14 protein-coding genes and 2 pseudogenes are annotated in these 13,788 nt (G+C 64.6%); 5 read left to right on the forward strand and 11 right to left on the reverse strand.

Annotated elements, in window-relative coordinates; translation table 11 throughout:
- Positions 1-39: 39 nt before the first annotated feature.
- From MSP7336_RS24635 to MSP7336_RS04840, 4 genes and pseudogenes are all read right to left on the reverse strand, one after another.
- Positions 40-160, reverse strand: a pseudogene (locus tag MSP7336_RS24635) (hypothetical protein); the annotation flags it as partial.
- Entirely contained in the window at positions 126-1,304 is a 1,179-nt protein-coding gene (locus tag MSP7336_RS04830) for an LLM class flavin-dependent oxidoreductase (RefSeq protein ID WP_069394169.1), read from the reverse strand. The pseudogene MSP7336_RS24635 and the gene MSP7336_RS04830, both read right to left, overlap by 35 nt.
- Positions 1,301-2,674 carry an aromatic ring-hydroxylating oxygenase subunit alpha gene (locus MSP7336_RS04835; protein WP_069394168.1) on the reverse strand — a complete coding sequence of 458 codons (1,374 nt, stop codon included), beginning with the start codon at positions 2,672-2,674 and terminating at the stop codon, positions 1,301-1,303. Before MSP7336_RS04835 ends, MSP7336_RS04830 begins: the two co-directional genes overlap by 4 nt.
- Positions 2,671-3,522, reverse strand: a complete 852-nt coding sequence (locus MSP7336_RS04840) for an SDR family NAD(P)-dependent oxidoreductase (protein ID WP_069394167.1) — start codon at positions 3,520-3,522, stop codon at positions 2,671-2,673. Before MSP7336_RS04840 ends, MSP7336_RS04835 begins: the two co-directional genes overlap by 4 nt.
- A 171-nt stretch (positions 3,523-3,693) precedes the next feature.
- Here MSP7336_RS04840 and MSP7336_RS04845 point away from each other — a divergent pair, with 171 nt between their 5' ends.
- From MSP7336_RS04845 to MSP7336_RS04860, 4 genes are read left to right on the forward strand one after another with little or no spacing between them, the layout of a single operon-like run.
- Positions 3,694-5,298 carry an SMP-30/gluconolactonase/LRE family protein gene (locus MSP7336_RS04845; protein WP_069394166.1) on the forward strand — a complete coding sequence of 535 codons (1,605 nt, stop codon included), beginning with the start codon at positions 3,694-3,696 and terminating at the stop codon, positions 5,296-5,298.
- Entirely contained in the window at positions 5,291-6,031 is a 741-nt protein-coding gene (locus MSP7336_RS04850) for a GntR family transcriptional regulator (protein ID WP_069394165.1), read from the forward strand. The genes MSP7336_RS04845 and MSP7336_RS04850 overlap by 8 nt, the downstream gene beginning before the upstream one ends.
- Positions 6,032-6,046: 15 nt before the next feature.
- Entirely contained in the window at positions 6,047-7,627 is a 1,581-nt protein-coding gene (locus MSP7336_RS04855; protein WP_069394164.1) for an AMP-binding protein, read from the forward strand.
- A 1-nt stretch (position 7,628) separates the two neighbouring features.
- Positions 7,629-8,384 (forward strand): SDR family NAD(P)-dependent oxidoreductase, encoded by a 756-nt coding sequence (locus tag MSP7336_RS04860; RefSeq protein ID WP_113963172.1) that lies wholly within the window; start codon positions 7,629-7,631, stop codon positions 8,382-8,384.
- Positions 8,385-8,402: 18 nt separating this feature from the next.
- Here the strand turns inward: MSP7336_RS04860 and MSP7336_RS04865 are convergent, their stop codons facing one another.
- Complete coding sequence (locus MSP7336_RS04865; protein ID WP_069394162.1) at positions 8,403-8,867, reverse strand: SRPBCC family protein; 465 nt, start codon at positions 8,865-8,867, stop codon at positions 8,403-8,405.
- A 10-nt stretch (positions 8,868-8,877) separates the two neighbouring features.
- Positions 8,878-9,630: an enoyl-CoA hydratase/isomerase family protein gene (locus MSP7336_RS04870; RefSeq protein WP_113963173.1), complete on the reverse strand. Its 753-nt coding sequence runs from the start codon at positions 9,628-9,630 to the stop codon at positions 8,878-8,880.
- 144 nt (positions 9,631-9,774) lie between these two features.
- Between MSP7336_RS04870 and MSP7336_RS24435 the strand changes: the two genes are divergently transcribed.
- On the forward strand, positions 9,775-9,903 hold the full coding sequence (locus MSP7336_RS24435; RefSeq protein ID WP_113963174.1) for a hypothetical protein: 129 nt from the start codon (positions 9,775-9,777) through the stop codon (positions 9,901-9,903).
- Here the strand turns inward: MSP7336_RS24435 and MSP7336_RS04880 are convergent.
- The 5 genes and pseudogenes from MSP7336_RS04880 to MSP7336_RS04900 form a co-directional block, all read right to left on the reverse strand.
- Positions 9,903-10,352 (reverse strand): annotated as a pseudogene (locus MSP7336_RS04880) (CAP domain-containing protein); the annotation flags it as partial. The gene MSP7336_RS24435 and the pseudogene MSP7336_RS04880 overlap by 1 nt on opposite strands.
- 46 nt (positions 10,353-10,398) lie before the next feature.
- A complete protein-coding gene (locus MSP7336_RS04885) occupies positions 10,399-11,301 on the reverse strand; it encodes an alpha/beta hydrolase-fold protein (RefSeq protein ID WP_113963176.1) in 903 nt (300 codons plus the stop codon).
- Between the two features lie 3 nt (positions 11,302-11,304).
- Positions 11,305-11,808: a hypothetical protein gene (locus MSP7336_RS04890; RefSeq protein WP_113963177.1), complete on the reverse strand. Its 504-nt coding sequence runs from the start codon at positions 11,806-11,808 to the stop codon at positions 11,305-11,307.
- Positions 11,805-12,377: a tetratricopeptide repeat protein gene (locus MSP7336_RS04895; RefSeq protein WP_142706731.1), complete on the reverse strand. Its 573-nt coding sequence runs from the start codon at positions 12,375-12,377 to the stop codon at positions 11,805-11,807. The genes MSP7336_RS04890 and MSP7336_RS04895 overlap by 4 nt, the downstream gene beginning before the upstream one ends.
- On the reverse strand, positions 12,344-13,771 hold the full coding sequence (locus MSP7336_RS04900; protein ID WP_069394321.1) for an MCE family protein: 1,428 nt from the start codon (positions 13,769-13,771) through the stop codon (positions 12,344-12,346). The genes MSP7336_RS04895 and MSP7336_RS04900 overlap by 34 nt, the downstream gene beginning before the upstream one ends.
- Positions 13,772-13,788 lie beyond the last annotated feature (17 nt).

Raw genomic sequence — 13,788 nt, forward strand, 5'->3', positions numbered from 1 at the left:
CTCTGCATCGTCGCCGGCGCGTCATATGGCGCCGCTCCTCCTCATCGCTGCGCTCTGCATCGTCGCCGGCGCGTCATATGGCGCCGCTCCTCCTCATCGCTGCGCTCTGCATCGTCGCCGGCGCGTCATGCCAGTGCGTTCTCCGGAAGGGCCGCCGCATGCAGCGGCGCCGCCATCTTCTGGGCTTGCGGCAGCACCTCCTTGGCGAACAGTTCGGTGCTGGCCATCGCCTCCTCGTATGGCATCGTGCCGAATTGCGGCACGATCGTCAGCTCACAGAACGAGCACGCCTCTTGGGCGGCCACCAGGCGGTCGAAAATCACGTCCGGGGTGCCGATCAACAGGTTGGAGGCGTGATACCCAGGTGTCTTCGACTTACTCTTCTCGCCCTGTTGCACCTGGGATGCCAGCACCGCGGTCGCACTGGCCTCCCGGGCCGCGTAGGCCTCATACCCCTTGACACCTTTGAAGTTGGAAGCGTCGGCGAAGCCGTAATGCACGGTGACATCGCGGTTTGCCGTCCAGATCCACTCTTCGGTTTTCGCCGCGTCCTCGGCGTTGGCGCAGCAGTACATGAACATCACGTTCTTGGGTTGGCAGGGAGGCAGGCCTTCTTCTTTGCGGAACGTGTTGACCTTCTGGACTTCCCGGCCGGCGTCCTCGATCGGCTTGTTGCCGACGAACAGCGGCACCATTCCGCGGCGAGCCAAGATCTCCAGGGACTCCGCGGTCGATGACGAGCTGTAGATCCGGGAGAACAGGTCGTCGCTCTTCGGCTCCGGGCGCAGTGACATCTCCGGGACGGTGAAGATCTCACCCTCGTAGGAGAACCGCTTTCCGCTCAACGCCAGCTGCAGAATGTCGAGGGTTTCGTTGAACCGCTGCCGGCTTTCCTCTCGCGGGACCCCGACCGCGTCGAACTCGCCCTTGGACACGCCGCGGCCGATGCCGATCGTGGTGTAGCGGCTGTTGGAGATGATGTCGAGGTAGGCGATCTGGTGCGCCAGCCGGACCGGATGCCACCAGGGCGCCACGACGACGAACGTACCCAGGCTCACCCGCTCGGTGCGGCCGGCGAAGTAGCTCAGTGTCTGAATCGGGTTGGGCGTCATGCCATACGGTGTTCCGCAGTGCTCGGGCATCCAGATGCCGTCGAACCCGAGCGGTTCGGCCAGATCGGCAATCGCCAAGGTTCCCTGTACGCACTGCCAGTCGGGGGTTGCGGGCGGGCGGCTGAAATCCGCGGCCAGCACACGCTCCCAATCGTGGGAGTTGTGCGCCCCGAACCCGAGATTGACTTTCACTGTTGTGACTCCTTCGCTAGTTCGCGTGGCGCACCGGTGCCCATGTAGGCGGCCAGGTTGCGGTGCAGGTTGGCCGTGCTGCGTTCCATATAGGGATTGGGCTTGGTGGCTTTGAAGCCCAGCGATTTCATGCCCCGTTGTACCGCGGCCATATTGGAAAAGTCCTGCGGGAACACTGTGCGCCAGCCCGGGTCGTCTTCGGGCATGTACACCCATTCGGTGTCTGGTTCTTCACCGGGCGGATACAGCTCGTAGCAAGATGCCTCGAAGATGCAGCTGTTCGGGTCGTAGCCGTTGGGGCGGGCGCTGTAGCACAGCGCAGTGGTCAGGCCTTGGCCGATCTGGAAGTTCGGGAAAATCTGCCATGCGGTACCGCTTTTGGCCAAGTGCTCGGGATCGATCGTCGGCCAGATCACTCCGCGGGCCGCGTCGTCGCGCCGCGCCGACGAGAGCCAATGCCTGAGCACCTCGTCGGCCGGGGTGTCCTCCGGCAGCTCGTCGACGAGCCGGCGCGCCGCCTCCACCAGCGTCTTGGTCGTGGTGGCGTTGGTCTCCTCCAGCGTGTAGATCTGCATCTCCGCTGTGGAGATACGCGGGTCTCCGGAACCGAGCCGGATCTTCGACTTTGTCTCCGCGAGGTCTGTCGGCGCGTCGTAACCGATGTTGCTGTGTTTGCCGTGCGCCTTGGCCCAGCCACGGAAGGTACTGAATTTGTTGAACTGGGGATGGGTGGTGGCGACATGGTAGGTCTCGTTGAAGGCTTCCATCGCGACCTTCCAATTGCACCCAAAGCGAAGCCATTTACGCCATTTGCAGCGCATGTTCGGCAAGCCGAACGGATCGAGCATGGTGGCGGCCGGCTCCAGATAATCGCGCAGCGGCTCGCAATGGGGGTCCATGTTGATCCAGATCCACCCGCCCCAGGTGTCGACGTTGACCGGAGCCAAGTGCGTGTTCTCCGGTGTCAGCGCGTCCTGCCAGTCCTGCTGCTCGGGAATGTGGACACACCGACCGTCCAGGTCGTAAGTCCAGCCGTGGAACCCGCATACGAACGACTTCTTGTGCCCGCACGCGCTTTTCGCGTTGTCAGGGATATCGACGAGTCGGCGACCGCGGTGCATACACACGTTGTGATGCGCCTTCAGCGTGTCGGGACCGGTGCGGACCACCACGACGGAGTCGTCGAGGATGTCGTAGGTGAGGTAGCTGCCCACCTTGGGGAGGTCCTCGACCCGTCCGACCTGCTGCCAGACCTTGCGCCACAGCTTGTCGCGCTCGGCGCGCGCATAGTCCTCGGAGAGGTAGGCTTCCACCCCGATCGTCACGGGTGCGGAAAGGTCTTCGGCCGCTTGGACTTCGCTGTCAGTCATCCCATACTCCTCAGGGCGGCTTTGAATGACTCGTCCTTTAAGAACAGCGAGATGTTGTCGGCGTCCAAGTGTGTCCACTTGAGGTCGAGGCCGCCGTCGACCAGCAACGTCTGGCCGGTGATGTAGCTGGACAAATCGGACAGCAAGAACAGGATGACTCCGGCCAGCTCCTCGGGTCGGCCCCGCCGGCCCATCGCGATTGCACGCCGGTCACGTTCGGCGTCCTGATCGACGTAGGTGCGAGACGCCGGGGTCTCGGTGATGCCGGGAGCGACGGCGTTGACCCGAATGTTGCTCAACGCCAATTCGACAGCCATGGTGCGGGTCGCCGCGACTACCGCGGCCTTCGCGGTGCCATAGGCGATATGGAAAGGCGCGGTGTTGATTCCACTGATCGACGAGATCGACACGATCGAACCGGGACGACGCTGCGCGGTCAATTCCGCGGCCATCGCCTGGCTCATGAAAAACGCCGTTTCCAGATTGTGGGTGAACAAATCCCGCCAATCGCTGCGGCTCACCCGGGTGGCGGGCATCCACGTCGACGGCGCAGCACCGCCGGCGACATTGACCAGGCCGTGCAAGTTACCGCCGACTCCCGTTGCCGCGGTCATGGCTGCCGCCACCCCGTCGTCGGTCGCCACGTCGGCGACGACGGGCACGACCGACAGACCTTGCGCGATCAATGGCCCGATGTGTTGGTCGAGGTTGTCCCGATTGCGGCTCACCGCAATCACCGTCGCGCCCGCCGCTGCGACCATGCGCGTCACGGTGGTCCCGATGCCGCCGCCCCCGGCGCCGGCGACCACCACCACCCGGCCGTCGAGCCCCAACGGGTTATCGCCCATTTTGTCCGGACAAGTATAGTACGATGTGCATAATTGAGAACATGATTCTCCGCAACTCTGCTCCAGTCAAGAGGCGGGTGTCCAGCCGTTTCGTCCTATTGTCTGGACCAGCCAGGGTTGCTATCGTCGCCGACTGAGCCGGCACCGGCCCAGCTGGGAGGTCACACGCGGATGTTGCTGCAGGAAGGCCGTTATCTCGCGGGCAGCTCGCCGCACGTTGCCGAGGGCTGGCGGCTGGAGCGGCTCACCCCGCCGAGCCGACTTTTCGGCGCCAACGGCCTGCGCACGGGCCCGGACGGGCGGATCTACATCGCGCAAGTGACCGGCAGCCAGATCAGCGCATTGGACATCGACAGCGGCCACCTGGAGACCATCAGCGCCAAGGGCGGTGACATCGTCGCACCCGACGACGTGGCTTTCGACCCGAGCGGAAACCTCTACGCCACCGAGGTGATGGACGGCCGGGTCAGCGTGCGCGAGCCCGACGGCCACACCCGGGTACTGCGCGACGACGTCCCGAGCGCCAACGGCATCACCGTGCATCAGGGCCGGCTGTTCATCGGCGAGTGCCGCGAGGGCGGGCGGCTTCTCGAACTCGACCTTCGCGGAGGCGCGCCGCGGGTGCTGTTCGACAACACTCCGTCGCCCAACGCGATGGAGGTCGGGCCCGACGGCATGTTGTACTTCCCGGTGATGGGCGCCAACGAGATCTGGCGGATCGATCTCGACGGCGGTGAGCCACAACGCGTTGCCACCGGACTGGGCGTACCCGATGCGGTGAAGTTCGACGCCGAAGGTCACATCGTTTCCACCCAGGTCCACAGCGGCCAGGTATTACGGATCGACCCCCGCACCGGCAAGCAGACAGTGCTCGCAAACTTGAACCCCGGCCTGGACAACCTGACCTTCTGCGGTGATCGGCTGTTCGTGTCGAACTTCACCGGTGAGATCACCGAGATCCTCGCCGATGGTCGGACAAAGACCGTATTACCGGGCGGGCTGAACTGGCCGCTGGACTTGGCCGTCGGGGCGGACGGCGATCTGTACATCGCCGACGGGACTTACTTCTACGTCCTGGGTCCAGATCGCACGCTGCGCACGGTAGGGATGCTTTTCACACCGGGCTACCCGGGCTTTCTGCGGGGCGTGGCGCCGACGGCACCCGGAGAATTCGTCGTCACCACCTCCGGCGGCCAGCTCTCGCGTTACCGGCCCGCCGACAGCGAAAGCCAGGTGCTGGCTGACGGATTCGACCAGCTGTACGGCGTGGCCACGACCACCGATGGTGTGGTGGTCGCCGAACTCGGCACCGGACGGGTGTTGTCGATCCGGGCCGGGCAGGTCGAAGTGATCGCCACGGGTCTGCACGACCCGGTAGGCGTGGCCGTTAGCGGCGACGGCGGATGCCTGATCACCGAGGCCGCGGCCGGGCGCGTGGTCAAGGCGACCGGATCACGCACCGAAACGGTCCTTGAGGGGTTGGGGCGCCCGCAAGGAGTCCTGCTGCAAGACGACCGAATGTACGTCGTCGATGCCGAGGCCAAGGCGCTGATCGAATTCGACCTGGAACGCCGCAGCCTTCGCGCCATCGCCACCGGGCTGCCGGTCGGCGCACCCGCGGGCGTAGTTCCCAAGCCGCTGAAGGGAATGCCCCCGTTTTCCGGCCCGCAGGGACCCTTCGCCGGTATCACCGCCGGGCGTAACGGCACACTGTATGTCTCCGCCGACGCCGACGGCAGCGTGTTGGCGTTTCACCGCGAGGATCGCCGTGGCTGACCCGCGTACCGCCGATCACCGCTATCTGCAGGTGGCGCGGACCCTGCGGAAGGAGATCGTCGACGGAGTGTATCCGGTGGGCTCGCGTCTGCCCACCGAACACCAGTTGTGCGAACGGTTTTCGGTCAGCCGCTACACCATTCGTGAGGCGCTGAGGCGCCTTCGCGACGACAACCTTGTCGCGTCGCGGCCGCGCACCGGCACCATGGTCGTTCCGCGACCGTCATCGGAGTCCTATGTGCAAGATGTTGTGTCGATCAACGACTTGCTGGCTTTTGCGACCGGTGCGCAATTCGCGATCGAGTCCACCAAGATGGTCGTAGTCGACGACGAACTGGCCGAGCGCGCTGGGCTGGTCAGCGGCGAAGAGTGGTTGGCGGTGCTCGGTTTTCGGCAGATTGACGGCGCACAGTTTCCGGTGTGCCGCACCGAGTACTACATCAACCGTGCGTTCGCGGCGGTGGGCAGGCTGTTGCAACGCCACAGCGGCCCGATTTTTCCGCTCATCGAAGACCTTTTCGGGTTGAGCATCGTCGAGGTTCGCCAAGAGATCGCCGCGGTGCTGATCTCACCGCAGCTGGCCAGTGCGCTCAGTGTGGAAGCGCGCACACCGGCGCTCGAAGTGCGTCGCACCTATACCACTTCGGACGGCGAGGTGGCACAGGTAACGGTCAACACCCACCCTGCCTCGCGATTTCGTCACTCGATGACGATGCGGCGGGTGCGCGGTTAGGTTTGGCTGGAGCCCATGTCGCAAGGTGTGCACGCGAAGCTGATCGGCGGACACCGAGTCCGCTGGGATGACGCGCGCGCCGCCGATGCCTACGCCCGCGGCTGGTGGGTCGACACCACGCTGGCCGATTCGTTGCGGTCAGCCGCACAATGCGCGCCGCGGCGGGTCGTCGTGGTCGACGGCCCAACCCGGCTGGACTGTCAAACCCTCGACCAGCAAGCCACGGTCCTGGCCAAGGCGATGCTGGCACGGATGCCATCGGGCAGTGTGGTGTCGTTCATGGTGCCCAACTGGCATGAAGCGGCCGTCATCTACCTGGCGGCCACCCTGGCCGGGATGGTGGTCAATCCCATACTGCCCTCGCTGCGCGACCGCGAGCTGCGCTTTATCCTGCAAGACGCCGGCAGCCGGATGATTTTCATTCCCAGCGAATTCCGCGGACACGACTATGTCGCGATGCTGGGCCGGGTGACGGCACAGCTCGATTCGCCGCCCGACGTCGTGGTGATACGCGGCGGCGAGTCGCTGCTGGGAGAATCACCGCCGCAGGTCGAGCTGCCGGTTCTGAACCCCGACTCGGCGCGGATGATCCTTTACACATCGGGAACCACGGGTCGCCCCAAAGGGGTTCTGCACAGCCACAACTCGATGCACGCACTGATACACCAGCTCCGTGATCACTGGCAGATCGAGCCCGGCGACACCTTCCTGGTGCCGTCACCGATCGCGCATATCGGTGGTTCGATCTATGCGTTCGAATGCCCCCTGCTGCTGGGCACGACCGCCGTGCTGATGGAGCGCTGGAACGCCGATGACGCAGTCCAGTTGATCCAGTCCGAGCACTGCACCCACATTGCCGGCGCCACACCGTTTCTCGAGCAGCTACTGGCAGCCGCGCGACGTGCGGATACCCGGCTGCCCGAGTTGAAGTTGTTCATTTGTGGCGGGGCGTCGGTGTCACCATCGTTGGTCCGGGAAGCGGCTGCGTATTTCGAGCAGGCCGTGGTGACCCGGGTGTATGGCTCGACCGAAGTGCCGGTCACCACGGTCGGGTCGCCGTCGGATGACGAGCGGGCCGCGGACACCGACGGCCGCATCGGCTACGCGGACGTCAAACTCGACAACGGCGAAATCTGTGTTCGCGGACCGCAAATGCTGGTCGGTTACCTGCATCCGGAAGACGAGGCGGATGCTTTCGATCCGGCGGGGTACTACCGCACTGGAGATCTGGCGCGTTGGGTCGACGACGAGTACCTGGTGGTGACCGGCCGGGCCAAGGACATCATCATCCGCAACGGGGAGAACATCGCCCCGAAAGAGGTCGAGGACATCCTGATCGGACACCCGGGCATCGCCGAGGTTGCGATTGTAGGTTTGCCCGACGCGCGCACCGGGGAGCGAGCCTGCGCGGTCATCGTGCCGTCCGGCTCGCCGGTCCCCGACGTTGCGAACCTTCTGAGCTTTTTGCAGGAACGCGGGGTGGCGCGGTTCAAAGCGCCTGAGCAGGTGGCGATCTGGCCGGAGCTGCCGCGCAATGACGCCGGCAAGGTGTTGAAGCATCAGATCAAGGCGGTGCTGATGGAGATGGGCGGCTGAGATGCAAGTAGCAATCGTGACCGGCGCGACGGGCGGCATCGGGTTCGGCTGTGCGGTCAAGCTCGCCGACGCGGGCATGGCGATTCTGGCGACGGGACGCAACGAGGTGCGGTTGGCTGAATTGGCCGCGGCTATCGGCGATTCCGAGCGTGTCACGACAGTGCCCGCCGACCTGATGGCCGCCGATGCGCCGAGGCGGATCATCGACGCCGCCGTCGACCGTTGGGGCCGGATCGATTTCCTGGTCAACAACGCCGGCGTGGGCAATCCCACGCCACTCCATGAAACCGACGACGCGGCACTGGACTATTTCCTAGATGTCATGCTGCGGGCGCCGTTCCGGTTGGCACGAGACGTGCTGGCGCACATGGCGGCCGGATCGGCCATCATCAACATCACCTCGACGTTCGCCGTGGTGGGCGGTCTTCGCGGCGGGGCATATTCGGCCGCCAAAGGCGGACTGACGGCATTGACCACCCACATCGCCTGCCAGTACGGGGCACAGGGGATTCGCTGCAACGCTGTGGCGCCCGGGGTGATCCAAACACCGATGACCGAACAGCGTCTGCACGACGAGCGGTTCCGGCGGCTCAACACCGAGATGACGCCGCACCAGCGACTCGGCACGGTCGACGACGTGGCCAGCACGGTTGCGTTTTTGTGCTCGCCGGGCGGTAGTTTCATCAACGGTCAAACCATCGTGGTGGACGGCGGGTGGAGTTCGACGAAGTATCTGTCCGACGCAGCGCTCAGCTGATCCTCGATCGCCCCACACCTATCCGCGCATCCGAAAGTGGTCCCGGATGCCGGCCAGCATCGCGACATGCGCGTCTACGGCCTCTCGGATGGTGATCGCGGCCAGCGGGCGGGGCGCCGCAATGCGCAGCCGCTCGGTGAGCCTTGTGCCGGCGGGGATCGGCTCAAAACTCACTCGACCACTCAACCGGACTCGTGGGAATTGGCGGGCCTCGGTGAGCACGTCGCCGTGTGCGGGCACCTGCAGCCGCGCCCAGTAGCTGATCCGCAGGCTCACCATCCCCAACGGGATCCGGTCGGCCACCCGATAGGTCTGCTCATAACCATCGCCGGTTTCGAGGCGCGATAAGCTGCGCACCGAAACGACCAGCGGGTGAACGACTTTGATGTTGTCCAACTCGACGTAGAAGTCGCGCACGTCATCCGGCGCCGCCGGCACGTCTTCGGACAGTGTCCGCTCGGCATGAGTGATCAACCAGCTCACAGCCGCTGCCTCAGCGGCCGCGGGTCAAGGAGTCGAGAAACGCGCTGATGCGCTTGCGGGCATCGTCGGCGATCCACGCGGCCCGCACCTGCGCGTCGGTTTCGGCGCCCGCGTCGATCGCTGCTCGGACCGGTCGATGCAGTTGCGCCTTGGTGGCCGCGTAGGCAGCCGGAGAATGCTCGCCGAGTGTGCGCGCTGTCGTGAGGGCCTCCGCGAGGAGATCGCGGTCGTCGATAACCGCGTCGATCCATCGCCGCGACAACGCGGTGTCGGCGTCAACGGTGGACGGCTGCAGCGCCGCGCGGGTCACCGAAGCTCCCATCGCGTAGCGGCATATCTCGAGGGCCGCCACCGGAAACGGGACACCGACCGCAAGTTCGGTGAGACCGATTGTCCCGGTGGACATGAACCGGATGTCGGCGCACATGGCGAACACGCAGCCGCCCGCAATGGCGTGCCCGTTGATGGCGGCGACTACCGGCGCCGGATGCTCGAAGACCGCAAGAAAGGCCTCGCTGAGCATGCCGACAAAACGGCCGGTGTACTCCGGGCCGCCGTCGATGATTGCCCGCAGATCGACACCGGCCGAGAAGCATCTGCCGGCGCCCGTGATGACGAGCGGACCTGCTATGCGGCGCATGGTTTCCACCACGGCCTCTAGCAAGTCCAGATCGAGGGCATTTACTGGGGCGTGGTCGAATCGGACTGTCGTCACGCCGTCGGCCGCGTCGACATCGATGCGAGATTTGTCAGCCTGCGGCATAGCCTGAACTTAGCTCCTGGTTGAGCTCGGCGCTGGCCTCCCCCGAACATCAGGAGAACATTAGGATCAGCGCAAGCATAAGCCTTGTAGAACCGCGGTACCGCATGAGAGCTTGGGCAGACCGGCGCACGAAGGGCTGCCCTCATGGATCCGAACCCGGACTACGACGCCAGTGACGAGCTGGAATACGGTTTCGCGGCATTCGCGTGGCTGCTCAGGGGCGTCTACCCGCCGCCCTCGTATGCACCGGACTTGGGAAGCGCCGGTGGCTAGCCCGGCTGGCCATACACTGCGACGACGACGCTGCGGTCCATGCTGTTCTCCGACCACACCCCGATTTGGGTATTGGCGCAGTTCGACATGATCGCGTAGTAGTCGGGCCGGTAATACCAATTGCGTATGACGTCAAGGCCGTTGATGGCCAGCGACTGGTTGATGGCTGTGGTCTCGGCGACCGTGCCGCGGTAGCCGGTGTTTTCGGCCCGGTCATGCGCCGTCGACCCGTCTGAGCCGATGTCGCCGTCGAGATCGCGATGGTTGAGCACGTCGATTGTGTGCTGCTGAGCGGCCAGCTGCAGCTGCGGGTTGATTCGCAGGGACGTCGTGCAGCCGGCCTGCTTCTTGATCGTGTCGACGTTGGTGACGACGCCGTTGTTGAGCCGCGAGTTGTCCGCGCCGGCTACCGGCGTGGAAAACACTGCGGAACCAGCCCACAAGATCACTGCGAGACAAAGGCTCGTATTCCTGCCACTCACAGCATCACCGGCCCTAGCGGATATTGGCGGCGAGATCGTTGGACATCGCATTGAGTTGCTGTGCCCATGTCCCCCAATCATTGCCGCCGCGGCGGCCCAGGTCGAAGTGGCCGTTGGTCCCGCCGGCGTCGCGATAATGCGCGTAGAACGTCGCGTTGGTGCCTTGGGCGATATCCGGTTGGCCGATCATCGCGGCCTGGTCGCTGGGCGCGCCGCTTCCCGGGCTGTAGATCCACAGCCGGGTGTTGTTGTTCACCAGTTGCTGGATGTGCTGGTTCGGGGAATGCCACTTCCAGCGACCCAGCTGGGGCAGACCCCACATCTTGTCGCTGTCAGCGCCACCTTGCTTGAGGCCTGCGGCGACCGCCCCGTCGACCCCGGTTCGTTCCGGAGCCAAAAATCCCGACAACGACGCGGCGTAGCGGAATCGGTCGGGGTGGAAGGTCGCCAGCGCCGCTGCGCCGTAGCCACCTTGTGCGGCGCCGACGACGCCGTGACCGCCGGGGGCCATGCCCTTGTTGGCGCTCAACCAGTCCGGCAGTTCACGGGACAAAAACGTTTCCCACTGCTTGCTGCCGTCTTGTTCCCAGTCGGTGTACATGCTGTAGGCACCGCCGGCGGGTGCCACCACCGAAACCCCTTTACCGGCAAGCGTGTTCATCGCATTTCCGGCGGTCACCCAGTTGCTGACGTCTGGTCCGGCGTTGAACGCGTCGAGCAAATACACTCCATGCGGTCCGTCTGCCGAAAAGCTCACCGGGATATCACGTCCCATTGCCGCGGACGGCACCATCAGGTTCTCGACGCCGGCGGCCGCTGACATTGCAGAGCTCAACATCGCTGAGCCGGCTGCCAGCACGACAGCGCATATCAGCCGCATCGGTACCGACAGGTGTTTCACATTGACCTCACTCATGGCTCACACGGGATCGAACTGCGACACCAGCCAGCGGTCACCGAACCTGTCAAGGCTCATGCGCACGCTGGAGTTGGTCTGGGTGGGCGCGTCGTCGCCGATCGTGGTGGTCTGATTGATGAAAACCACCACCACGGCGTGGTTTTGGGTCGCGGCAACCGAAGCCGCTGCCGGCACGGTAGCGACCGCCGAGATTCGCTGCTGTTTGGCGCCGGGAGCAACGACGTCGGTGACGAGCTGGGTGTACTGCTGGCGGAACCCACCGGTGAGGCGATCGGCGGCAGAAGTCAGGTCCTGATCGACCGTCTCCGGACGATAGGACAGCATCTTCACCGTTGCGTCGGTGGCTGCTGCAACCGACTGTTCGGCCGCCGTATGCGATTCACGTGCCATGACATCCAGCCATTTCAGATACCCGGCCCCTAGCGCCAGGATCAGCGCCAATGCCGGTACCACGCCCCGCGCTAGCAAGCCGGGCCGGTGGAGGCGGAGTACCTCGTTGGTCATGGCACGAACTCGACATTCGACACCTTGGCGCTATCACTGGAATTTTCGGAATTTCCGGACCCTTCCGTCCTTTCAACGGTTATCCGCAATCGCCATCTGCGCGGCTCTTGTTCTGGTGCGGCAGCAACCGTCGTGGTCTTCACCGACACCGCGACGATCACTTGCGCCTGATCTTTGGTGTCGGACACCAGCGCCGCCTCGGACACCGAGCCCTCCGATTTCGACTTCACCTGTTTGACCATATCGACGAACGGCTGCGACCGATGCTGGAAATCATCGTGAAACGTGCCGGTCGCTGAATCCAGGATCCGCTTGATGTCGGAGTCGACTTCGGTGTAGTCGATCGTGGTGAGATTGATCGCGGCCTGACGAGCGACCTGCACGTAGAGGTCGCGCCGCGCTTGCGCATCGCGGTCTTGGTGGACGCGGTATCCCAGCCAGCCGGTCAAACCGGCTAGTGCCGTGACGGCGGCAAGACCGAACGTGATCAACGCGCGGGTGTTCGACACCGCTGGGTGCGCATCTCTGTGCGGCTCTAACTGTTCGGCGGTATCAGCATGCTCTGCCATGTCTTGCCTTTCGGGTCATCGGCCAGGTCGGGCCGGGTGACGCGGCGGCCATCCGGTCCGACGTAATTTCCGGTGGCCGGGTCGTAGGGAATCGCGATCGGCGCAGGCGGCGTAGCGCCCGGTGGATATTGCGGCACACTCTGACCGGTCAGCGTCGCGTTGGGGTCGCCCTTCCAGTTGAGGCCGTCGTTGAGCGGGACATACTCCTCGTCGCTCTCGCACATTTCGGCGGTCGGGGCACGCTTGCCCGGCTTCGTCTCGCAAGGGGTGTTGCGTACGCCGCGAACATTCATGTCGGAGTCTTGCGGAATGCGGCAATACAGCTCACCGGCCGGACGGTCGGGATAGTCCTGGCGTGACATCGCCCGCTGCTGTTGGACGGGCAGAAACCCGGTGTTACAGGGCGGCGGCAGGTTGAGGTTGAGGTTGAAGTCGAGGTAAATGCCTTTGTAAGCCTGCTCACTGTCTGAGTCAGGCTGGGCGATCGCCGACATGACCGCTGTCCCTTGCGGAAACAGCACCAGCAGCTGCTCGAGATCGTTGCGGTAGTCCACCGCGATCTTGCCCACGGTCACGAGGTTGGCCAGCAGCACCGGCAGGGCAGGTGCCAACCGGTCGAACAGCGCCCTGCCTTCATCCAGCGCCGGCCCGGCTGTATTGAGCAGATCGGCGAAAGCCGCGTCCTGCGCCTTGAGTTGACCGGTAATCGAGTTCATCCGCCGTGCCCACGTCGCGATCGAATCCTTGGTCTGCACTTGGGACTCGAGCACGGGTGGGGACAGGTCGATCAGCTCTGCCAGCGCGTCGCTGGATTTGCCTGCTTCGATGGCCAACGCTGCCGATCCGTCGACGATGCGTGACAATTCCGGTCCCAGCCCGGCGACGGCCTTCGCCGATTCGTCGACGACTGTGCGCAGGTTGTCTTGCGGGATCGCCTGCAGCGCCCTGTTGGTGGCATCCAGCAGAGACCCGATGTCGACGGGAACCTGGGTGCTGCCGACCGGGATGACGTCGCCGTCGCGCAGCTTCAACCTGGTGTCCTTCCCCGGTTGCGGGGTCAGCTCGAGGAATTGCTCACCGACTGCCGAGCGGCTGTGTACGGCAGCCATTACATCGGCGGGGATCGCTATGTCGGAATTCAGCGATAGGACGGCACGCACGCCACGATCGGTGACATCGACCGATTTGACCGTGCCGACTTCGCTGCCGCGGTAGTTGACCACAGAGGTCGGGTACAACCCACCGGAGCTGGGAAGCTCGACAATCACGGTATATCGGCCGATTCCGAGCAGGGCAGGCACTTTCACAAAGCCGAAAGCCATTACACCGACGGCGACGGCGGTGACCGTGGCCAGGATCGCCAGCTGCGTCCAGACCCGGCGGGACAACCGCAGCGCGCTAACGCCAGACA

This window comes from Mycobacterium shimoidei (assembly GCF_900417275.1).
Taxonomy (GTDB): domain Bacteria; phylum Actinomycetota; class Actinomycetes; order Mycobacteriales; family Mycobacteriaceae; genus Mycobacterium; species Mycobacterium shimoidei.